Annotated in this window: 20 protein-coding genes; 11 read left to right on the top strand and 9 right to left on the bottom strand. The window is 63.0% G+C overall.

Annotation, left to right across the window (positions count from 1 at the left end; translation table 11 throughout):
- Window positions 1–170: 170 nt before the first annotated feature.
- Window positions 171–632, bottom strand: a complete 462-nt coding sequence (locus tag FCU66_RS07455; RefSeq protein WP_109665510.1) for a L,D-transpeptidase — start codon at window positions 630–632, stop codon at window positions 171–173.
- A 351-nt stretch (window positions 633–983) separates the two neighbouring features.
- Between FCU66_RS07455 and FCU66_RS07450 the strand changes: the two genes are divergently transcribed.
- Window positions 984–1,316 carry a hypothetical protein gene (locus tag FCU66_RS07450; protein ID WP_136620566.1) on the top strand — a complete coding sequence of 111 codons (333 nt, stop codon included), beginning with the start codon at window positions 984–986 and terminating at the stop codon, window positions 1,314–1,316.
- Between the two features lie 55 nt (window positions 1,317–1,371).
- Window positions 1,372–1,539: a hypothetical protein gene (locus tag FCU66_RS07445; RefSeq protein WP_136620565.1), complete on the top strand. Its 168-nt coding sequence runs from the start codon at window positions 1,372–1,374 to the stop codon at window positions 1,537–1,539.
- Window positions 1,540–1,611: 72 nt separating this feature from the next.
- Here the strand turns inward: FCU66_RS07445 and FCU66_RS07440 are convergent, their stop codons facing one another.
- The gene (locus tag FCU66_RS07440; protein WP_136620564.1) at window positions 1,612–2,298 is read right to left on the bottom strand and encodes a response regulator transcription factor; all 687 of its coding nucleotides are present in this window, start codon (window positions 2,296–2,298) and stop codon (window positions 1,612–1,614) included.
- A 46-nt stretch (window positions 2,299–2,344) separates the two neighbouring features.
- Between FCU66_RS07440 and FCU66_RS07435 the strand changes: the two genes are divergently transcribed.
- Both FCU66_RS07435 and FCU66_RS07430 read left to right on the top strand, forming a co-directional pair.
- The gene (locus FCU66_RS07435; protein WP_181956536.1) at window positions 2,345–3,118 is read left to right on the top strand and encodes a response regulator; all 774 of its coding nucleotides are present in this window, start codon (window positions 2,345–2,347) and stop codon (window positions 3,116–3,118) included.
- A gap of 79 nt (window positions 3,119–3,197) precedes the next feature.
- The gene (locus FCU66_RS07430) at window positions 3,198–5,285 is read left to right on the top strand and encodes an ATP-binding protein (RefSeq protein WP_168992055.1); all 2,088 of its coding nucleotides are present in this window, start codon (window positions 3,198–3,200) and stop codon (window positions 5,283–5,285) included.
- 119 nt (window positions 5,286–5,404) lie between these two features.
- Here the strand turns inward: FCU66_RS07430 and FCU66_RS07425 are convergent, their stop codons facing one another.
- Window positions 5,405–5,815: a hypothetical protein gene (locus tag FCU66_RS07425; protein ID WP_136620563.1), complete on the bottom strand. Its 411-nt coding sequence runs from the start codon at window positions 5,813–5,815 to the stop codon at window positions 5,405–5,407.
- A 498-nt stretch (window positions 5,816–6,313) separates the two neighbouring features.
- Between FCU66_RS07425 and FCU66_RS07420 the strand changes: the two genes are divergently transcribed.
- Entirely contained in the window at window positions 6,314–7,516 is a 1,203-nt protein-coding gene (locus FCU66_RS07420; protein ID WP_136620562.1) for an aromatic ring-hydroxylating oxygenase subunit alpha, read from the top strand.
- A gap of 207 nt (window positions 7,517–7,723) precedes the next feature.
- Here FCU66_RS07420 and FCU66_RS07415 read toward each other — a convergent pair whose 3' ends face one another.
- Window positions 7,724–9,145: an aminotransferase gene (locus tag FCU66_RS07415; RefSeq protein WP_136620561.1), complete on the bottom strand. Its 1,422-nt coding sequence runs from the start codon at window positions 9,143–9,145 to the stop codon at window positions 7,724–7,726.
- 272 nt (window positions 9,146–9,417) lie between these two features.
- Here FCU66_RS07415 and FCU66_RS07410 point away from each other — a divergent pair, with 272 nt between their 5' ends.
- The 3 genes from FCU66_RS07410 to FCU66_RS07400 are packed head-to-tail and all read left to right on the top strand — an operon-like array spanning window position 9,418 to window position 12,261.
- Complete coding sequence (locus FCU66_RS07410) at window positions 9,418–10,335, top strand: ABC transporter permease (RefSeq protein WP_136620560.1); 918 nt, start codon at window positions 9,418–9,420, stop codon at window positions 10,333–10,335.
- The gene (locus FCU66_RS07405) at window positions 10,332–11,156 is read left to right on the top strand and encodes an ABC transporter permease (protein ID WP_136620559.1); all 825 of its coding nucleotides are present in this window, start codon (window positions 10,332–10,334) and stop codon (window positions 11,154–11,156) included. Before FCU66_RS07410 ends, FCU66_RS07405 begins: the two co-directional genes overlap by 4 nt.
- 31 nt (window positions 11,157–11,187) lie before the next feature.
- Entirely contained in the window at window positions 11,188–12,261 is a 1,074-nt protein-coding gene (locus FCU66_RS07400; protein WP_136620558.1) for an ABC transporter ATP-binding protein, read from the top strand.
- Here FCU66_RS07400 and FCU66_RS07395 read toward each other — a convergent pair.
- The 5 genes from FCU66_RS07395 to FCU66_RS07375 form a co-directional block, all read right to left on the bottom strand.
- Window positions 12,225–13,535 (bottom strand): flavin monoamine oxidase family protein, encoded by a 1,311-nt coding sequence (locus FCU66_RS07395; protein ID WP_168992053.1) that lies wholly within the window; start codon window positions 13,533–13,535, stop codon window positions 12,225–12,227. The genes FCU66_RS07400 and FCU66_RS07395 overlap by 37 nt on opposite strands.
- Complete coding sequence (locus FCU66_RS07390; protein ID WP_168992052.1) at window positions 13,532–14,608, bottom strand: extracellular solute-binding protein; 1,077 nt, start codon at window positions 14,606–14,608, stop codon at window positions 13,532–13,534. Before FCU66_RS07390 ends, FCU66_RS07395 begins: the two co-directional genes overlap by 4 nt.
- Window positions 14,609–14,721: 113 nt before the next feature.
- Window positions 14,722–15,804: an ABC transporter substrate-binding protein gene (locus FCU66_RS07385; protein WP_136620555.1), complete on the bottom strand. Its 1,083-nt coding sequence runs from the start codon at window positions 15,802–15,804 to the stop codon at window positions 14,722–14,724.
- Between the two features lie 29 nt (window positions 15,805–15,833).
- Window positions 15,834–16,547, bottom strand: coding sequence for a transcriptional regulator BetI (betI, locus tag FCU66_RS07380; RefSeq protein ID WP_136620554.1), 714 nt, complete (start codon window positions 16,545–16,547; stop codon window positions 15,834–15,836).
- Window positions 16,548–16,553: 6 nt separating this feature from the next.
- Window positions 16,554–17,348 (bottom strand): class I SAM-dependent methyltransferase, encoded by a 795-nt coding sequence (locus FCU66_RS07375; protein WP_136620553.1) that lies wholly within the window; start codon window positions 17,346–17,348, stop codon window positions 16,554–16,556.
- Between the two features lie 200 nt (window positions 17,349–17,548).
- Between FCU66_RS07375 and FCU66_RS07370 the strand changes: the two genes are divergently transcribed.
- Genes FCU66_RS07370 through FCU66_RS07360 form a run of 3 tightly spaced genes read left to right on the top strand, consistent with a single transcriptional unit; the run spans window position 17,549 to window position 21,983 of the window.
- A complete protein-coding gene (locus FCU66_RS07370; protein WP_136620552.1) occupies window positions 17,549–19,168 on the top strand; it encodes a phytoene desaturase family protein in 1,620 nt (539 codons plus the stop codon).
- Window positions 19,155–20,720 carry a phytoene desaturase family protein gene (locus FCU66_RS07365; protein WP_136620551.1) on the top strand — a complete coding sequence of 522 codons (1,566 nt, stop codon included), beginning with the start codon at window positions 19,155–19,157 and terminating at the stop codon, window positions 20,718–20,720. The genes FCU66_RS07370 and FCU66_RS07365 overlap by 14 nt, the downstream gene beginning before the upstream one ends.
- Before the next feature lie 3 nt (window positions 20,721–20,723).
- Entirely contained in the window at window positions 20,724–21,983 is a 1,260-nt protein-coding gene (locus FCU66_RS07360) for an aminomethyl transferase family protein (protein ID WP_136620550.1), read from the top strand.
- Window position 21,984 lies beyond the last annotated feature (1 nt).

The following is a 21,984-nucleotide window of genomic DNA, read 5'->3' as shown; positions in this document are numbered from 1 at the left end:
GCAACGACAAGTTGGAAACAGAAGAAAAGAGGCCGGAAATTTCCGGCCTCTTTTCTTTTTGGCTGGGCTCGATACCGCCGGTTTGAGCTGTACTCAATACTGCGGCGTTTTCCGGTGGGAGCCTTGAACAAGGCGTGGCAGCATGCTGCCAAGCCATCGTTTCCAGCCTGCTACTTGACGATGACGATGCTGGTGTTGGTCGCCCCGAACGTTTCGACGAGCTGGTAGAAATCGGCGGCGTTGTCGGGGTGCAGCCGCACGCAACCATGCGAAGCCGGCTGGCCGAGGCGCTTGATCGCGTAAGTCGCATGCACCGCATAGCCGCCGCTGAAGAAGACCGAGTGCGGCATCGGGGCGTTGTCGTATTTCTTCGAATACCACATCTCATGCATGCGCGTCGGCTTGAACGAGCCGGTCGGCGTCACATGGGCCCGGTCGCCGGTGGAAACCTTCCAGGCGAAGGTCGGCCGGCCATCGACCGAGACTTCCATGATCTGCTGTGAAAGCGAAACGCGTGCCACGATCTTGTTGGCGGCGTGCGCTGCGCCCGAGCCGGCGCCGAACAGCAGTGCGGCGCCCGTCAGCGCGGCGGCGGTGATGTTGATGAGCTTGGCGGAAATGGCGGTATGCATGATGAAATCCCCTCTCTGCCGGTTCGGCCGGCTCCAATTCGATGGCTGCTTATCCCAACGTCATGTTTCGGGCAGATTTCGCAAAACGCTCATTTGTGTTTCGAATCTGTTTCCTCTGGTTAACAAGCGCAGCCTTTCATAGACCGAATGGGAGTCGGCTCCGCAGCCTGTCGGCGAGACCAAAGTCAGGAACATGAGTATCTGCCTCTAAACGAAAGTGCGAATCGGCAGCATACGAAAGAAAGACCATCGATCTCGAAACCAAACTGCAACAAAGCGAGACTTCAAGCGGCATGATCCGGATACGGGCCGCAAGCAAAGTTGACGCAACGAAAACAGCCGGAAACGAACATGGGAACGAAATCGAACGCGCTGTCCTGGCTTCTCAGGATCAGCATCGCGGCAGCGGTCATCGGCGGCGTCGGCACGGTTGCCGGCACCCCGCTGACAAGCCTTGGCGCGATGACTTCAGGCGAGATTTCGACGCTGCATGCCGCACTGTTTTTCGCCACGGTCTGGATTGTTTCCAGCCTGCGCATCGCCCGGCTAAAGGCCCTCTGGCGGGTCGGCCTTAGGCTGGCGGGTTTGCGCGGCGCCTCCGGCAACTTGCTGCCGAGAGGACCGAAGGCCCGCGCCGCGACGGGGGGCTCCGTGGGCGGCGCGGGCACTTCGGGGGTGTCCTGAACCGACCCGCAACACATTCGCTTTTGAAGAATTGGCATTTTGGGGAATTGGTACGATGAAAACGAAATTTGCCGCTTCGGTGCTTTCCGCACTGCTTTACGCGCAGGGCCTGCTCGGCTTTGCCGCCCTTGCCACCGTGCTGCTCAGGGATCGCGCCCATGCAAGCGAGATCACCATGGGCAGCGACATGCCGGTCGGCCCATCACTTCTGCTGGTACGCTGAGCTTCAAGAGCATCGGGCCCAGAGATGGAAAATCCGATGCCCAACAGAAGAGACTGCGTCAGTGACCGACAATCAGCCGGCGAATTGCTGCGGCGGATCGAACCGGTAGCCGGCGCCGCGTATGGTGGTGATGGTTTCGGTGTCAAGCTTGCGGCGCAGCCGCACGATGCGCGAATCGATCGAGCGATCGAAGGCGTCGGCGTTTTCGGCCGGTGCCGCGGCAATGATGTCGTCACGCGTCAGCACCTTGCGCGGACTGGCCAGGAACAGCCTGAGCAGCGCCACCTGACCGGGCGAAAGCTGCTCCTCCGTGCCGGAGCGATGCATGACCATGGCCGACCTCAGATCGACGGTCGCGTTCTCCAGCACGATCAGTTCCTGGGTGCCCCTGCCGCGCCGCGAAAGCAGGCCGCCAACACGGGCAGCCAGTTCCCGGACGTTGAGCGGGCTCTCGACGACGTCGGCCGCACCCAACTCGAGCGCCAGCACCTTGTCGACGAGATCGGCCGGCCGGCAGATCAGGATGAAATCCGGTCCGCCCTCGCCACCATGACGCCGGAGCAGGTCGCGCCCCTCCGCCTGGCTGAGGCTGTCGCCGACGACGGCGACGTCGATGCCCTTTCCCGACAGCAGCGATTCGGCCTCCCAGGGCTGGCGCGCCTGACGCACATCGTGACCGCGCCGCTCGAGATGGTCGGCGAGTTCGGTCGCGACCACTTCGGCAACGGAAACAAGCGCGATGATCGATCGTGCGGCCATGTTTTCCCACCCTGCAACAGACATCCCGAGATGAGTGCTGGACATCATGTTTATACCCAATCTACTTTCCACTGAAAGTGGGAGCGAAAGCATCGTGCGGGCAAGAATTGTCATCGTCGAGGATGAGCCCGACCTGAGGGACGCGGTTGCCGAATATCTCGAAGCCGCCGGCTATGATGTGGTCACCGCCGAAAGTGCTGCCGCCGCGCGCAGCCTCGTTGAAACGCAGTCGTTCCATCTCGCCATTCTCGACATCGCCATGCCGGGCGAGGATGGCCTGTCGCTCGGCCGCTGGCTGCGCTCGAAGCTGCCGATCGGCATCATTTACGCCACCGCCGCCGGCACCGCGCTCGACCGCATCGTCGGACTGGAGCTTGGTGCCGACGACTACATCGTCAAGCCCTACGAATTGCGCGAAGTGCTGGCGAGGGTCCGCAGCGTGTTGCGCCGCGTTCCCCAACCGCAGGAGCTTCAGGACAAGAAGGCCAGGACAGATCGCCGTTCCGTTGCCTTCGGCCCTTTCCAGGCCGATCTCGACGGCAGGCTGGTCACCGGCACCAATGGCGCGGTGGTCGAGATGGCCAAGAGCGAATTCGACGTGCTGGAGGTTTTCCTGACCCGCGCTAACCGGCTTTTGACCCGCGCCGCGATCTCCGAGGCGATCGGCTTCACCGAAGACCCGGAATCGTCGCGTGCGGTCGACATTCGCATCATGCGGCTGAGGAAGAAGATCGAGACCGATCCGGCCAATCCCAAATTCCTGCGCACGGTGCGCGGCGAAGGCTATATCTTCTCGCTGCCGACCGGCGACGGCAACTGAGCAGCGAGGCCAGAGGGTTTCAGGTTCGGGCCGTTGCTCGTCGATCGAATTGGCATGACCTCTGGAATGACGGCTGACAATGACCGCTGAAGCAGCAAGCACGGAGATGCAGGGTTTCAGGCAGGGCGCCGCGATGGCGGCCGTGCGTGTCGTTCGCCGGCTGCGCGAGGCCGGCGACTGGCAACGCGAGATGGAAGGTATCCTGGAAACGCTCTGCCGGGCCATGGATTGCCAGCGCGGCATCCTGTTTCGCTTGCGCGAATTGCCTGGCCAGGGTTTCGCCCAATCCGTCGCCGCCTATTGGATCGACCCGCTCTTTGGCGGCGAACTGGCGTCACCGACCGTCATCATGCAGTCGATCGTCAATTCGGACCCACTGCTGGAGCGGCTGGCCGAGGACGAGCGGCAAGGCAAGATCTTCGCCGGCCATACGCGCGATCTCGATGGCTTTCTGAGAACCGATTTCGAAAAGCAGAACATCAAGTCGTTCCTGTCGGTGTCGGTCTTCGCGCATGGCCATCTCTGGGGCACGCTGGCGGTCAATGACTGCGTCAACGAGCGCGAATGGACCGACGAGGAAGAGGCGACGCTGCACATCATTGCGCTGGCCATCGGCGATGCCATCGAACGCTCGCCGTCCGAAGCCCATGCCAGCGAGGTCATTCGCCGCACCATGCTGCAGGCCTCGCTCGACGCCATCGTCGTCATCGATGAGACCGGTTCTATCATCGAATTCAATCCGGCCGCCGAGAAGATGTTCGGTTTCCAGCGCAGCGACATCCTCGGCAAGGACCTGCTCGATACCATCGTGCCGATCTATTACCGAAAGGGCTATGCTTCGGGGGCCGAATACATGTCTGGCCGCGGCGCGCCGATGGTCGGCCAGCGGCTCGAGACGGTGACCCAGAACGCCGCCGGCGAGGTGTTCCCGATCGAGCTGACGGCGACCGAGATGCGGGTCGCCGAACGCCGCCTGATCTTCGGCTCCATCCGCGACCTTCGCGACAAGCTCCGCGCCGAGGAGGAGATCGGTCGCCAGCGCGAGAAGCTGCACCAGAACGAGAAGATGGCGGCGATGGGCTCGTTGCTGGCCGGCGTGTCGCACGAGCTCAACAACCCGCTGGCCGTGGTGGTGGCGCAATCGACGCTGCTGCACGAGTTCGCCTCCGATCCGCAGACCAAGGTGCGCGCCGAGAAAGTGCGTGCCGCCGCCGAGCGCTGCGGCCGCATCGTCAAGAGCTTCCTGTCGATGGTCCGCCTTCATCCCGCGGCACAAGCCGAGACCGACCTCAACCAGGTGATCCGGGCGGCACTCGAGGTGACTGCCTATGGTGCGCGCTCAAGCGGCATCATCATCGACACCGACTTCGCCGCCGGCCCGCTGCTGGCCATGGCTGACGCCGACCACGTGACGCAGGTGGCCGCCAACTTCCTCATCAACAGCCAGCATGCACTGGCCGGCATTGCCGGCGACCGGCTGATCAAGGTGCGGACGTTCCGCAGCGACCGGGGTCACCCCTGCTTCTCGGTCGAGGACAATGGGCCCGGCGTGCCGGAAGCGATCCGCGGCCGCATCTTCGAATCCTATTTCACCACCAAGCCGGTCGGCGTCGGCACCGGCATCGGCCTGTCGATCTCGAAATCGATCATCGAGCGGCACAATGGCAATGTCTGGTTCGAGGAAGTGCTGCCGAGAGGGGCGCGTTTTGTCGTCCATCTGCCCGCCATTGTAGCCGGCCTTGCCACTGCCGGCGAGAACCAGCCACGATCGAGCGGCCTGCGCCACGCCTTGATCATCGACGACGAGCCGGATGTCGCCGGCTCGCTCTCCGACATTCTCGAACTGATGGGCATCAAGTCGCGGATCGTTCCTGTCTGGGAATCGGGCGCCGCCACCTTGAGCGGCCACATGCCGCCGGACATCGTCTTTTCGGACCTGCGCATGCCCGGCGTCAGCGGCATATCGATCTATCGCGAATTGCTTGCTGAAAAGCCCGACCTGGCGCGGCGTTTCGTGCTCGTCACCGGCGACCTGATCGGCGCGAAAGCCGAAATCGAGGCCCTGCCGGCGCAGCAGCGGCCGCAGATCCTGGAAAAGCCGTTCAGTACGCTGGATGTCCGCAGTGTGCTGTCCGCCATTGCCGAACAGGCGGCATTGAAAGGATAAAAAAGGCTCCCGCCGAGGTCACAGCGGGAGCCGAGGGGAGCGCTGGAGGAGCGCTCGGGGAGGTCAGAGCACGATCCCCAAAATGGGAACCGGTTTTCGGGATCATGCCTCGACAAAAATCAGAAAATGTTCGGCGTGCCGGTCAACGGCGCGGCATTGGCGATCATGCGGATCGCGCGGGTCTTGTGCGCTCCGGACTGCTCGGCGATGGCGCGCAGGCAATCGATGCTCTCGGCGCCCCAGGCCTGGCCCTTGCAGGCGAAGTCGGTCACCGGCATCGGCAGTCGCGCAGTCCTGGTCGTCGTCTGCGCGCCCTCGACGAGGTTGGCCGGCGGGTTCAACGAAGCGAAGGCCGGCCCGATTGTCGGCGTGAACGCCATGCCGATGAAGGCGCAAGCAGCCAGCACCATGAACATCGCCATGGGGTGGTCGCTGGCCCGCTGGCGCAGCGCCAGTTTCGGACGGCGGTCATTGCGCTCTGGAGCCTGAAGGCGGCTCTCGCCGCGGATCGTCTGGATTTTCGCATGCATTGCCTTCCCCTTCGCTGAGTTTCTTTTTGGTGATGAAACGAACTTAGCCGCGCTTTGTAACAACGCAACGGTGGCGCAAGACTGCCAATGTAACGAGTTTGAAACAGCATTTCGGGCAGAAACGGGCAAAATCGGGCATGCCGACGCACTCCTCGTGCTGGAAGGTGATCTTCGGCCGGTTCCAGCCGACTGCTCTGGTCGCAATATGCCCATGGATCAGCGAACCGGACGGAGGATGGCGAGGCCATTTTGTCCTCGGGCAAGGTGCTTTGTGCTGTGTTCAGTTCGTTGCACAAAGCAGGGTCGGGACAGCGTCCCTGAAACTCCGACTAACATCCGGATTCTCCGGGATTTTCCCGGTCGACAGCCGTGTGGATTTTGGCTCCGGACAGCATGAAGATTCCGCCACAGAAATCATCGAATTTTCACAAGCCATTGCATTTCAATGAAAAATATGATTTTATTGAATGAGTATTCAATAAAAAGAAGAGACGTTTTATGAACCCGCACCTCCGTGACGTGGCGATCCCCAACGATTGGGACCGGCGGGGACTACCGGGCTGGAGTTACCATTCCGATGCCCTTCTCGAACTCGAGAAGGAGTATGTTTTCCGCAACCACTGGCAGATCGTCGGGCATGTCTCGGACGTCCCTGACGCCGGCGACTATATGACTATGGACGTCGTCGGCGAGCGCGCCTTGATCGTGCGCGGCAAGGATGGCGTCGTGCGCGGTTTCAACAACATGTGCCGCCACCGTGGCAGCCGCGTCGTCGCCGACAGCCAGGGCAATTGCAAGAACGCGCTGGTGTGCCCGTTCCACGGCTGGGTCTACAATCTCGACGGCACGCTGCGCGGCGCCGCACGTCCGCGTTCCTTCCCCGACCTCGACAAGACCGAGTTCGGCCTGATGCCGCTCGATCTGGAAGTCTGGATGGGTTTCATCTTCATCCGCTTCCGCAATGGCGGGCCGCAGCCCTCGGTCGCCGAACTGATGAAGCCGATCGAGCCCGAATTCGCGCATTACAACGCCGCCGACATGGTGCCCTCCTGGGGCATCTGGAACCAGAAGACCCCGGTCAACTGGAAGTCGGTGCGCGACGTCGACAATGAGGGCTACCACGTCGCCATGGCGCATCCCGCCTTGCAGGATCTTTATGGCGCGACCTATTTCGACGAGCCCTTCATCAACGGCGTGTCGCGCTCCTTCGCCACCTACAACCCGCATGCCGGCCGGCGCTGGAGCGTCAAGAACTACGTCAAGATCGCACCCGAGCCGGCGCATTTGCCCGACTATCTGAAGAAGGCCTGGGTCTATTACGGCATCTTCCCCAATGCGGTCATTTCGGTGATGCCGGAATCGGTGCAATTCTATCAGGAGTTTCCGCTGTCGACAGGTGAGACGCTGCTGCGCGGCGCCATCTACCGCTACCGCGACGAAAGCCGCGAGCAGGCCGCCGCCCGCTACCTCTCCTTCCGTATCGACCGCGATACCATGTCGGAAGATGTGCAGCTCTCGGTATGGTCGAACGAATCCATGCTGTCCGAAGCCTTCGAGGGCTTTTATCTCTCCGACCTCGAATATGGCGTGCGCACCCACCACGACCATCTGCGCAAGATGCTGCCGGTGCTGGGCCTGGAGACCGCGCCCGAGGAGAAGGACATGTGGAATCTCAACGACGCGCTGAGGTCTCGGTCGTAGGGGCGACGTTGGTAGTTGGCGCCCCTCTCCCCGTTCTACGGGGAGAGGATGCCGGCAGGCAGGCGAGGGGCAGCACCGAGCTTGCGAGATGATCCCTTCAGACAGACGATAGCTTTTGCATCGGATGCGGCCAATCGCCAACGCTGGCGCCGCCCCTCATCCGCCTGCCGGCACCTTCTCCCCGTGAAACGGGGAGAAGGGAGAAAATCACCCCCGCCACACCCCTTCTTTCCGCAAATCATCCATCGTCCTTGAAATGCCTTCGCGCAGGATGCCGACCATGTCGTCGATCTGCTCGCGCGTGATGATCAGTGGCGGTGACATAACGCACATGTTGATCAGCGGCCGCACCAGCAGGCCAAGTTCATGGCAATGGGCGTCGATGCGCTTGCCGACATCCTTGTCGAGTTGCAGCGGATCCTTGCTTTCGCGGTCCGCCACACATTCGACGCAGCCCATCAACCCCATCCCGCGCACTTCGCCGACCAGCGGCAGTTCTTCCAGCGTCTTCAGCTGCGCCTGGAAATAGGGCGCGACCGCCTGCGTGTGGGCGAGCACGCCCTCTTCCAGCAGGTCGAGGTTTTTCAGCGCCACCGCGCAGCCGACGGGATGGCTGGTGTAGGTCAGGCCATGGCCGAACATCGCGTCGGGATGGTTCGAGCGGCGCAGCTCTTCCAGCAGCCGTTCGGAGATGATGACGCCGCCGAGCGGGAAATAGCCCGAGGTGACGCCCTTGGCGAAGGTGATCATGTCAGGATCGATGCCGAACACCTCGCCCGAGGCGAAGACATGGCCAAGCCGGCCGAATGCCGTCACCACCTCGTCGGACACATAGAGGATGTCGTTGTCGCGGCAGATCTCGCGGATGCGTCTGAGGTAGCCGTCGGGCGGCACCACGACACCACCGGATGCCTGTACCGGCTCGCCGACGAAAGCGCCGATCCGCTCAGCGCCGACACGGGCGATCGTGTCGCGGAACTGATCGACCAGGAAATCGGTGAAGGCGGCAAGGCTCATGCCGTGCGGGCGCCGAAACGGATCAGGTGACGACAGCTTGATGACCAGCTCGTCGGCGCCGTCCATCCAGTCGCGGTCGCGCGGGCGGCCGTTGAGCGAGGCCGACAGGTAGGTCGAGCCGTGATAGGCGCCGCCGCGGCTCAGGATCAGCTTCTTTTCCGGCCGGCCGCGCACATTGTTGTAGAACTGCATGAAGCGCAGCGCCGTCTCGACGGCCGAAGAACCGCCGGTGGTGTAGAAGACATGGCTGAGATCGCCCGGCGCGTGGCCGGCGATGCGCTTGGCGAGTTCCGCCGAAGGCGCGTTCATCGTGTACCACGGCGTGTTGTAGGACAGCGCCATCGCTTGGTCGTACATCACCTTGGCGAGCTCCTCGCGGCGGTGGCCGACATTGACGCACCACATGCCGGCCGGCCCATCGATCAGCCGCTTGCCGGTGCTGTCGGTGATGTAGATGCCGTCGCCTTCGCCGATCAGTGCGCGTGCTTCGGCACCGACCGAACCGGCGAATGGCCAGGGCTGGATGAGATGGCGCTTGGCCAGTTCGACGGCATCGTCGCCGGGCTCCGCGCCGGCCGTCTCGGTCGCCTTCAGGTCTCTTGCCGCAGCCATCATCGCCTCACATTGCTTCACAAATTTTCATCGGACCTGAAGTGAGATGCCAAGCACTGGAAACAGAGGCTTTCTTCACTTCATTTTGAATGTCCGTTCAATCAATATTGCAGAATTAGCGCTTGATTTCAATCCAAGGATGCGCGCATGATGAAAGAAAGCCGGCAAGGGGAACAGGCAGCCGGCGCCAGCACAATGGGATGCCGCATGGCGGGACAGTCCAGACCAGCAACCGAGATCACACCCGGAGCCCTGCCCCCCGGAGTCTGGCAATGACGGCGGCTGTGGAAGGGTCGCCCCCGTTGCGCATGACGCGGGCCAGACGAAATGCCCTTCTGCAGTCCGAACCCGTTCAGGGTCTTGCCCTGATCAGCCCGACCTTCATCTACGCGCTCATCCTTCTGGTGCTGCCGATCCTGGTGGTCATCGCGCATTCCTTCTGGACGCAGCACTACCTCACCATCGACCGCACCTTCACGCTGGAAAACTACCGCGTCGCGCTGACCGAGCCGATCTACCGCGATCTCCTGTGGCGCTCGCTCTACATTTCGCTGACGGTCAGCCTGCTCACCGTCCTTTTGGCCTATCCGATCGCCTATTTCATTTCCTTCCACGGTGGCCGCCACAAGAGCCTGTGGCTGTTCCTCATCACCATTCCGTTCTGGACCAGCTATCTGCTGCGGGTGATGTCGTGGAAGGTCATCCTCGGCTATAACGGCGTGCTGAATTCCGGCCTGATGGGCCTCGGCATCATCGATGAGCCGTCGACGGCGCTGCTCTACAATTCGAGCGCCGTCATCATCACGCTCACCCATGCCTGGGCGGCCTTCGCCATCCTGCCGATATTCGTCTCGCTGGAGAAGGTCGACCGCACGCTGGTCGAAGCGGCCACCGATCTCGGTGACGGTCCGCTGCGCTCGTTCCTGCGCGTGACCTTGCCGCTGTCGGCGCCAGGCGTCATCTCGGCGGCGCTGATCGTCATGATCCCGACCGTCGGCGACTACGTCACGCCGAAGCTCGTCGGGGGCAAGGATGGCGTGATGATCGCCAACGCCATCCAGGCGCAGTTCGGCAAAGCCTCCAACTGGCCGCTGGGTGCCGCCCTTTCCGTCACCACCATGCTGATCGTGACGCTGATGGCGGGCGCCACGGTGCTGATCATCCGTGCCGTCCAGAGGCTGGCGCGATGATTGCGGTGCGACGCTTCCTGTCCGGCGGCTGGCTGGCGACCTATGCGTTTCTCTACGTCGCGTTCCTCTATCTGCCAGTGATCTTCCTGCCGATCTTCTCGGTCAACACAGCAGCGACACCGAAATTTCCGCTCACCGGCTTCACCTTACATTGGTATGAGGACCTGCCGCGCACGCCGGCCCTGCTCGACGCCGCCTGGAACAGCCTGATCGTCGGCGTGTCGGCCGCTGTCCTGTCAACCCTGCTCGGCATCCTCGCCGCGCGCTCGATCACTCGCTATCGCTATCCCGGCCGCAGCACCATCCACGGGCTGATCATGGCGCCGCTGGTGCTGCCCGAGGTGATCGTCGCCATCTCCATGCTGCTGGTGATGCTGCAGCTTGGCTTGAGCCTGTCGCTGTTCACCGTCGTGCTCGGCCATGTGCTGGTTTGCATTCCCTATTCGATGACGGTGCTGACCTCCGGCTTCGAAGGCTTCGACCGCAGCCTCGAAGAAGCCTCCGCCGACCTCGGCGAAAGCGCCTTCGGCACCTTCCGGCGGGTGACGCTGCCGATGGTGGCGCCGGCCATCATCTCCAGCCTGCTGGTCTGCTTCACCATCTCGCTCGACGAATTCATCATCGCCTTCTTCCTCACCGGCACCGAGGCGACGTTGCCGATCTACATCTGGGGCCAGCTGCGCTTCGCGGCGAAACTGCCGGGCGTGCTGGCGCTGGGCACGCTGCTGCTGGTCGCCTCTTTCCTGCTGATGACCGTCGCTGAAATCCTGCGTCGCCGCGCGGCCAGACGCACCCAGAACGAGGGAAGCCTCTATGCCTGAGCAGCCCCAAATCTTCCAATCCGACCGATCCATGATCGAGATCAAGAACGTCACCCGCAGCTATGGGGCGTTCAAGGCGCTCGACGACGCCTCCTTGACCATCAGGGAGGGCGAGTTCTTTTCGTTGCTCGGCCCATCCGGCTGCGGCAAGACCACGCTGTTGCGCATGATCGCCGGCTTCGACAATCCGACCAGCGGCTCGATCTCGGTCGGCGGCCAGCCGATGGAAGGCATCCCGGCCAACCGCCGGCCGACCAACATGGTCTTCCAGAGCTATGCAATCTTCCCGCATCTCAATGTCGAACAGAACGTCGCCTACGGGTTGAAGCGGCTGAAATTGCAGGGCGGCGAGGAAAAGCGCCGGGTCGAGGAGGCGCTGGCGCAGGTGTCGCTGACCGGCCTCGGCAAGCGCCTGGCCACCGAACTTTCCGGCGGCCAGCGGCAGCGCGTGGCGCTGGCCCGCGCGCTGGTGATGCGGCCCAAGGTGCTGCTGCTCGACGAGCCACTGTCGGCGCTGGACAAGAAACTGCGCGAGCAGATGCAGGTCGAGCTGCGCCGCCTGCAACAGGCGGTCGGCATCACCTTCGTTCTCGTCACCCATGACCAATATGAGGCGCTCGCCATGTCCGACCGCATCGCCGTGATGTTCGGCGGCCGGATCGCGCAGGTCGCCTCGCCCAAGGAAATCTACCAGCGGCCGGTCACCCGCCAGGTCGCCGACTTCCTCGGCGGCATGAATTTCGTCAAGGCTGAGATTGTCGAGGAGGATGGCGCCTCGCTGGTCGTCGACACGCTTGGCTTCGGCCGCATCAAGACCGACAAGCCGAAGGCTTTCGTGCGCAATGGCGGCGGCGCGACGCTCGGCATCCGGCCGGAGCGCTTGCGCGTCCTGTGGGACAATGCAACGGCCAAGTTCGAGGTCGCCGGCAAGGTCGTCGAACGCCACTATTTCGGCGAGATCACCCATCTGATCGTCGAGATACCGGGCCTGGAAAAGCCGCTGTCGGTGACCGAAACCAACGATTTCGGCGCCGACGACATCCCGGTCGGCACCTCGATCCGCCTCGCCTACGATCCCGAGGCTTTGGTGGCGATGGCCGATTGAAGCTCGGCGATCATCTTGCGCGCGGCGATGCGCCCGGCAACGATGGCGCCTTCGACATAGCCCGGGAATGACGGCGACACTTCCGACGACGCAAAATACAGCGGCGGCGCGCCGGCCAGGGTTGTCCGCTCGGCGTCGGTCGCATCCATTTCGACGATGAGATCGCTGTAGCCGCCGACGCTGCCTTGATCGTCGAACCAGTATCGGACGGCAAAGCCGATCCATTTCGCAGCCTCGGGACCGAGTGCCGCAACGAGACGCGCCGCAATTCTGGTGCGGAGGCCTTCCTGCCCAAAGCCGCGCCATTCGATGGCTGATGGACCGCCAATGAAAACCACCAGCGCCGGATGATCGTCATCCTTGCTGGCGTCGCAGGCAAACAAACCTGGCTGGTCACGCCACATCACCATGCCGCTCAAGCCCTTGGCTCGCCAGAAGGCGGTGGGATAGCGCACCAGCACCTTGATCACCGTACCGCTCCGCCAGACACCGAGTGCTTTCTCCAGGGCCGCCGGCAGTGGCGGCGAATAGTCGATCCTCGACGCCATGACCGGCGGCACGGCGACGAGCAGACAACGAGCCTCTATCGAACCCGCGCCGGTATGGATGGACACGCCGTTTGCGCCTTGCTCGATGCGCGTGACATGCGCGCCAAGCCGCACCCGAGCGCCCAGATCTTGAGCCAGATCCTCCGCCAGCGAATGCATCGTCTCTGCGAGAAAGTATTGCAGCTCCGACACCTCGTTGGTGATACGGCGATCATTATCGATGAGGTGCCAAAGCGGCAGCTTCTCCAGTGCCTGGCACCACAGACCTTCGATCATCGAGCGAAAGGCTGCCTTGGCATCCTCGGGGTCGTCCTGGCGATCGAGCCAGGCGGCGACCGACAAGCCGGCGATATCAGGATCATCAGGCGCGATCGCGTTCATGCGATCGCGGATCGCCATCGAGCCGACATAGGTTCGTTCCGCCTCCCGCGCAGACATGGCCGGCTGGGCGACGAATTCGCCGTCGACATAGGTCTCGACCAGCGTCTTGCCGTGCTCCTCGACCAACGCCATCAGCGCCGGCATATCCTCGCACAGGAACTGACCGCCGCTGTCGACACGCTCGCCGTCACCGATCTCCATGGACTCGACCCGCCCGCCGACGCGGTCGCGCGCTTCAAGCAACAGAAAGTCGATGCCGGCTGCCTTCAGCTCAAGCGCTGCCGCCAGGCCGGTGAAGCCGGCGCCGACGATAACGACATCGGTTTTTTCCGGTTCGCCCGTCAATAGCCGGCCTTGATCTTCTCGAATTCGGCGACCATGCGCTGCTTGAGTTCCGGCGCCACCGGCTGCTGGAACAGCGTCTTGTCGAGGAACTTGTCGAGATTGTCGAAGCCGCGCTCGACCAGCACCTTGTGGTCGATCGCTGCCATGCCGGCGCCATTGCCATGGCCATAGCCGAAGGTCTTGACCATGTAGTCCGACACGCCGGGTGCATTGACGGCGCTCAGGAATTCATAGGCTTCATCGAGCTTACCCGGTGCGTCCTTCATCAGCACATAGCCGCACACCCAGGTCGAAATGCCTTCCTTGGTATCGCGGTTCATGGCGATCGGCATGCCTTGCCCCTTCAGCGTGACAAAGGTCTCGTTCCAGCCCCAGACGAGATCGACCTCATTGCCGATAAACGCCTGGTTGAGGTCGGTGTCGTCGGTCCAATAGAAGCGGATGTTCTTGTGCACGTCGCGCAGGAAAGCGGATGCCTCCTGGAACTGCGCGTCGGTCATCTTCGTCCAGTCCTTCAGCCCGATGACGAGACTTGCCAGCGCATAGGCGTCGTCGACATTGTCGCCGATGGTGACGCGGCCCTTGAACTTGGGATCGGCGAAGATCCTGAGTGACTGCGCCTCTTCAGCCGTCACCTTGTCGGTGCGGTAGAGCAGTGACGTGTTGCCCCAGTCGAACGGCATGAACCAGGCCTTGCCGTCGGCGGTGACAGCAAGATCCTTCATCGCCATGATGCCGGGATTGAGGTCCTTCCAGCCTGATATCCTGGAGGTGTCGAGCGGCTGCAGCATGCCGGCCTCGCGCCATTTGACCACGCTTTGCGAGCAGGGGTGGGCGATATCGGCCTTGAAGCCCGCCCGCATCTTCTCGAAGGCTTCGTCCTCGTCGCCGAAGAAAGCGAAGGTCGGCTCGGCGCCGTATTTAGCGGCGTAGGCGGGATGCAGCAGCGGATCCTCATAGCCCGACCAGTCGAACACGACGAGATCGCCGCCACCTTCGGCCAAGGCATGGACCGCACCGGCGCCGATCATGCACGCGGCGGCAAGGGCAAGGCGGCGTAGCATCGATTTCATGGCTGAGAATTCCCCAGGTCGCGAAAACATCCCCGCAAGGTTAGGAGAATTCCCAGACTTTGGCGAGCCCGTCCGCCGCCATCTCGGCGGCGGACGGGCAGTCGAGACAGGGCTCAATAGCCGGCCTTGATCTTCTCGAACTCGGCGATCATCTTGAGCTTGAGGTCGGACGGTACCGGCGACTGGAACAGCGTCTTGTCGACGAATTTCTGCACGTCGTCATAGCCCTTTTCCTTCAAGACCGCCTGGTCGACGCCGGCCATGCCCTTGGCGTTGGCCTGGCCATAGCCCCAGTCCTTGACCAGCACCTTGGCGGTCTCGGGATCGTTGACGGCGTTCAGATAGTCATAGGCCTTGTCGATGTTGCCGGGCGCGTCCTTGAACAGCACATAGCCGCAGACCCAGGTCGAGATGCCTTCGTCGGTGTCCTTCTTCGCCATGATCGGCACGCCGGCGGCGACCGACTGCACGGTTGCGTCATTCCATGCCCAGGCGAGATCGACCTCGCCGCCGCTCAGCAGCTGCACGACGTCGGTGGTGTCGGTCCAGTAGGAGCGGATATTCTTGTGCACCTGGCGCAGGAAGTCGGACGCCTGCTTGAACTGGTCGTCAGTCATCTTGGTCCAGTCCTTGAGGCCGATGGCGAGGCTCGCCAGCGCATAGGCATCGTCGACATTGTCGCCGATCGACACCCTGCCCTTGAACTTGGGATCGGCAAAAGCCTTCAGCGATTGCACGTCCTTGGCGTCGATCTTGGAGGTGTTGTAGGTGAGCTGGGTGTTGCCCCAGTCCCAGGGCATGAACCACGCCTTGCCGTCCGATGTGGTGGCAAGATCCTTCATCGCCATGATGCCGGGATTGAGGTCTTTCCAGCCCGTGATCTTGGACGTGTCGAGCGGTTGCAGCAGGCCGGCCTCGCGCCATTTCACCACGCTCTGCGAGCAGGGGTGGGCGATATCGGCCTTGAAGCCGGAGCGCACCTTCTCGAACGCCTCGTCCTCGTCGCCGAAGAAGGCGAAGGTCGGCGAGTCGCCGTTCTTCTCGACATATTTCGGGTGGAAGCTCGGGTCCTCGTAGCCGGACCAGTCGAACACGATCAGGTCCTTGTCGGCGGCGACCGCAAGTGCCGCGGCCGAAGCCGCCAGCGCACCAGTCAGCGCCAGGGTCAATGTCAGGCGTCGGGTCAGTTTCTTCATTGTTCCATCCTCTGTCTGTTCTGGTGTTCTTATGGTTTTGGCGCGCCGGCGGCCTTCGACGGATAGTGCTTCGGGAAGGCCACCGACAGGAATTCGTTGGCTGCCTGCAAGGCGGTCTCGCGGGTGGTGTCCTCGGTCCCCATCATCAACCGCAGCCACAGCCCCTCCAGCATTGCACTAAGCGCCAGCGCCATGACCTGCGGCTCATAGGCATAGGAGCCGCTTTGCTTGAGCGTCGCGCACAGGTCGATGAAGATGGTCTGATAGACGGCGTCGCGCGCGCTGCTCAGCGCCTGGTAGGTCGGCCGCGACTTGGCCTCGCCCCAGAAGGCGCACCAGGCGGCAAGCTTGCGCTTGTTGCAGATCGACCGGTCGAAATCGGCGGAGACCAAGGCCTGGAGTTGCTGGGCAGGATCATCGCCTGCTTTCTGCAAGGCGTTGCGCCAGTGCGCCGAGTACTCATCATACATATGCTGCAAAGTCGCGATGAGCAGCCTTTCCTTGCTCTCGAAATGGAAGTTGACGATGCCGCGCGACAGGCCGGCGCCGTCGGCGACATCGGCCATCGTCGTCTCCGAATAGCCGCGCTTGGCCAGGGAATCGATCGTCGCCTCGATGAGCTGAAGCTGCCTGACCTCCTTTGAGGCCTTGCGTCCGCGCTTTTCGGCCTCGCTTTTCCGCGCCGATTCAAGGAGGGCTTCCTTGGCGACTGCTGTCTTCATGGGTCCGATGGTCTCCAGCATCGCCGGCTATCCAACCGGCTTTCGACCGCGAAGATGAGTGGGACGGTGCTCACCACTGTCAAGCACCTTCTGCATGGCTTCCCAGGTTCGTATGTTCTTGTCGACATAGGCTGCGCCAACCGCGGCCGCGACCGTCGGATAGAGCGGTCCTTTCAGCCTTTCCAGCTCGCCGCGCGCGACGTCGCGGTACCAGGGGTTACGATCCCTGACTGTGACATCGGCAAAACCGGCGCTACGCATTGCCTGCGCATAGCGCGCCGGCGATGCCATGGCGAAGGACAGCCCTTCCGCCGCGATATAGGCCTTCATCTCGGGTGATGGTTCGCTGTCATGCGAGATCATCCAGTTGGAGGCGGCAAAGACGCCGCCCGGCCTGAGCACCCGGAAGATTTCGGCAAACAGCGCGTCCTTGTCCGGCACGTGCAGCAACGCATCCTTGGAGAAGACGACATCGAAGGACTGGTCGGCGAAAGGCAGCCGCCCGGGTGGCGCCTGGATGAAGCTGACACGATCCGCGAGCCCACGCGCGGCGGCTCGCTGTCTTGCCGTTTCGATAACCGGCTGTTCGACATCGAAGCCGGTGGCGTGGGCGGCACCGTGGCGCTCGACCAGATGCAGCGTGATGCCGCCGGAGCCACACCCGATATCGAGAACAGTCTTGCCCTTGAGCGAAAGCCCCTCGACCACCCGGTCGACCTCGTCCGGGCCGCCCGGCGACAGATATCCATCGCCCCACAGCGCCTCGAGAAAGCGGATGGCGGTGTCGTCATACTCCGGTTCGGCATCTGCCGTTTCGATCATCAGCCCTCGATCCCCAATCGATGAATGCTCCGTTCGAATGCCGGCAAAGCGTAGCGCATGCGAGCGAAAACGCAACATCATTTGTTGAACATTCATTCAGAATGACTGGACAGAATGGCGACCATCATGCCAAATTCCGCGCATTCGGGAACGGATCACGCAAGAATGAAGAGCGGGTCGTACGGAAAGACTGGGCCAAAATGAAAGCTTGGGATGCGATCGTCATCGGCGGCGGACACAACGGTCTTGTCAACGCCTGCTACCTGCAGCGCGCCGGCCTTGACGTGCTGGTGGTCGAGAAGAACGACTGGGTCGGCGGTGCCGCCACCAGCAGGGAACTGACGCCGGGCTTCCTCTACTCCAACTGCTCCTATGTCTGCTCGCTGTTTCGCCCCGAGATCATGCGCGACCTCGAACTGCCGCGCTTCGGCCTGCAGGTCATCTCCTATGAGGGCGGCGCGGTGTTCACCCGCGACGGCGACTACCTCGCCAACTACCGCGACCACGATGCGCACCGGCGCGAATTCGCCCGCTTCTCCAAGCGCGATGCCGAAGCCTATGACCGCTATGCCCGCGACGTGACGCGGCAGTGCCGCTTCATCCAGCCGCTGTTGATGCGCACCGCACCCGACCCGACCAGCCTGCGGCCGCGCGACCTCGGCGAACTGCTCTATCTCGGCAAGAAATTCGCCGGCCTGTCGGCGCAGGAAATGGCGCTGACGCTGCGCTTCTGGACCATGTCAATCTCGGAATTCCTCGACGAATATTTCGAGACCGACGTCATCAAGGCGAACTTCGCCTTGTCCGGCATCATCGGCACCGCGCTCGGGCCGATGTCGCCGGGCACGGCTTACGTGCTTTTGCACCACTATATGGGCGAGGTCGACGGCTCGGTCGGCGCCTGGGGCTACGCGCGTGGCGGCATGGGCGCGGTGACCAAGGCACTCGCCGCATCCTTCAAGGCGTCGGGCGGAACCATCCGCATCGGCGCCGAGGTCGACCATGTGCTCGTCCAGCGCGGCAAGGCCAAAGGCGTGGTGCTGGCTGGCGGCGAGGAAATCTACGGCAAGCTCGTCGTCTCCAATGCCGATGTGAAACGCACCTTCCTCAAGCTGGTCGAGGAAAAGGAACTGCCCGACATCTTCCTGCGCCGGGTCAAGAACTTCAAGATCCGCGGCTCCTCCGGCAAGGTCAACATCGCGCTCGATTCGCTGCCGGAATTCCCGGCCCTGCCAAAGGATTCACCGGTCTATCGCGGCGACATGCATTTCACAGATTCGATGGAGCGCATGGAGCGCGCCTATGACGACTGGAAGGCCGGGCGATGGTCGGCCGATCCCTTCCTCGACATGGTCATCCCGACGACGCTCGACCCGACCATGGCGCCACCCGGCAAGCATTTCATGAGCTGCTTCGTGCAGTACGCACCGCCCAAGGTGAACGGTCGCGAGTGGACCGATGCCGACCGCGACGGCTTTGCCGAAAGCGTGATTGCGCAGATCGCTGAATACTCGCCGGGCTTCCGCGACCGCATCGTCCATATGGAGGTGCGCACGCCGCGCGAGATCGAGGCCGAGGTCGGCCTCACCGAAGGCAACATCTTCCAGGGCGAACTGACCTTCGACCAGCTTCTGTTCAACCGCCCGGTGCCGGGCTACGCGCAGTACCGTTCGCCGCTCAGTGGGCTCTATATGTGCGGCTCCTCGACCCATCCCGGCGGCGGCGTCATGGGCGCGCCTGGCCGCAATGCCGCGGCGGAAATCCTGCGCGATCTTGCCAAGTCGACCTCCCACATGAGCCCGGCCCATGACGTCATTTGATGCAATCGTCATTGGCGGCGGCCACAATGGCCTCGTCGCCGCTGCCACGCTGGCGAAAGCCGGCCGCAAGGTGCTGGTGCTGGAAGCCGGAAGCGAAGTCGGCGGCGCCGCGCGCACCGAGGAATTCGCACCCGGCTTTCGTGCATCCTCCATTGCCCATCTGCTGAACCGGCTACATCCCGATGTGGTAAAGACGCTGGAGCTGGAAAAGCACGGGCTGCAATTCGGCCGCGCCGACTTCATGCCGTCGGTTGCACTGTCGAAGGATGGCCCGCCGCTTGTCCTGCACGGCGCTTATGGCGAGGTGCTGACCGGCGCCAGTTCCTCCGAACAGTCAGCCTGGAAGGAGTTGCGCGCGCAGCTGCTGCGCTATGCAGGCATCCTGAAGCCGTTCCTCTCCCGCCGGCCGCCCGATCTCACCGGCATGTCGCTGCTGGAAACCGCATCACTCGGCCAGACCGCACTGGCGCTGAAAAAACTCGGCAAGGAAGACATGCGCGACTTTCTGCGCGTGCTGCTGATGAACGTTGCCGACCTGCTGGATGAACAGCTCGCCGATATCAGGCTGAAAGGCTTGCTCGCCTTCGATGCGACGCTGGGCAGTCACCTCGGCCCACGCTCACCGACCTCATTGCTCGGCCTTTACTACCGCCTGGCCGGCGAGACCGGCGGTGCGGCCGGTGCGCAGGTCCTGCCGCAAGGCGGCATGGGCGCGGTTGTCGCGGCCATCCGCGCTTCGGTTGAAAAAGTCGGCGTCACCATCCGCACATCGACGCCCGTAGCAAAAATCATCGTCGAGAAAGGCCGCGCCGTCGGTGTCGCGCTCGACAATGGCGAGGTGCTGCGCGCCAGCACGATCGTCTCCGCCATCAACCCGGCGACGACTTTCCTCGACCTTGTCGGCCCGCGCGAGATCGACACCGGCTTCGTCCGCAAGGTCAAAAACATTCGCATGAAGGGCGATGCGGCCAAGCTCAATCTGGCGCTCGACCGGCCGCCGCAATTCAGCGGTGTCGATGCAGCCGGCCACAGAAGCCGGCTAGTCATCGCCCCCTCGCCCGATCACGTCGAGCGCGCTTTCAATCCTTGCAAATATGGCGAGTTCTCGCCCGAGCCGGTGATGGAGATCACGCTGCCCAGCCTTGCCGACCCATCGCTCGCGCCCGTCGGCGCCTGCGTGCTGTCCGCGGTCGTGCAATACGCGCCCTATCAGTTGAAAGAGGGTTGGGATGCCGGCAAGCCGAAATTCCTCAAGGCCGTTATGGCGCAGCTCGAGTCTCACGCGCCCGGCATCGGCAAGAGCGTGGTCCATGCCGAGCTTCTGACGCCGGCCGATATCGAGACGCGCTACCGCATGCCGGGCGGCCATTGGCACCACGGCGAATTGCAGGCCGATCAGATGCTGGTCTCGCGCCCCGTGTCCGGCTGGTCCGGTTACGACACGCCGGTCGAAGGGCTGTTCCTGGCCGGCGCCGGCTCGCATCCCGGTGGCGGCGTCTCCGGCGCGCCTGGCCTCAACGCGGCGCGGCGCATCATCGCGATGAAGGGATAGGCCATGGCTCAGGCAACCAGAAAGAAGCCCGTTGCAAAGATAGCCGGCGCGGCCGTTTCCACCCGCATCGCCGCCCAATCCCATTTCCGCACGCTGCGTCTGGGCACACCGCTCCAGCCGCGCATCGACGCGCTGGCCAAAACCCAGGACTGGTACAATTGGGCCGGCTACCGCGCCCCGCACTCACTGTGGGACGAGGAGCTCGAATACTTCGCCATCCGCAGCCAGGCGGCGCTGTTCGACATTTCGCCGATGACCAAATACCGGATCGAGGGGCCCGACGCCGAAGCCTTGCTCAATCGTGTCACGCTGCGCGATGTCACCAAGCTCAAATCCGGCCGTGTCCACTACACCGCATGGTGCGACGACGAAGGCTTTGTCCTCGACGACGGCACACTGTTCCGCCTGTCGCCGAGCCACTTCCGACTGTGTTCGCAGGAGCGGCATCTGCCATGGCTGCTCGACAGCGCCGTTGGTTTCGATGTGATCGTTGAGGAAGAGACTGAAGCCGTTGCAGGCCTCGCCTTGCAAGGCCCGACATCCTTTGCGGTGTTGCGCGATGCCGGCTTCGCCGGCGTGGAGAAGCTGAAAATATTCGACCTGGCCGATTTCCCGCATGATGGCGGCACCGTCACCGTCTCGCGCACCGGCTTTACCGGCGATCTCGGCTACGAGCTGTTCGTGCCAGCCGACAAGGCGCTGAGCCTGTGGGACCGGTTGATGACATCAGGCGAACCGCGCGGCATCCGCGCCATCGGCTACACCGCGCTCAACCGCGCCCGTCTCGAGGCCGGGCTGATCGTTGCCAATGCGGATTTCACAACCGCCGAGCACGCCATCCGCGCCGACCGCCTGCGCATGCCTGACGAGATCGGGCTCGGCTTCATGATCGACCTGGAAAAGGGCCATTTCAACGGCCGCCGTGCCATCCTCGAGGCGAGAGCGAAACGCAAATTGCGCTATGTGCTGGTCGGGCTGGAGATCGAAGGCAACATCCCGGCCGAACACGCCATCGTCTACCACAGGAAAGCCCAAGAGGTTGGCCTGGTCAGCGCCGCCATGTGGTCACCGATGGCCAAGCGCAACATCGCCATCGCCTCGCTGGCGCGGCCGTACGGTGATACCATGGTCGAGGACCTCTGGGTCGAGATCTACGCCATGCGCGAACTGCAGTACCAGAAGCTGATGAAGCGGGCCAAGGTGGTGGCGCGGCCGTTCATCAAGCTCGACCGCCGCACCGCCAATCCACCGGCGGATTTCTGAC

The organism is Mesorhizobium norvegicum, assembly GCF_004919685.1.
GTDB classification, from domain to species: Bacteria; Pseudomonadota; Alphaproteobacteria; order Rhizobiales; family Rhizobiaceae; genus Mesorhizobium; species Mesorhizobium norvegicum.
The sequence above is the reverse complement of the archived record's forward strand: the minus strand, read 5'-3'. Positions and strand labels throughout refer to the sequence as shown.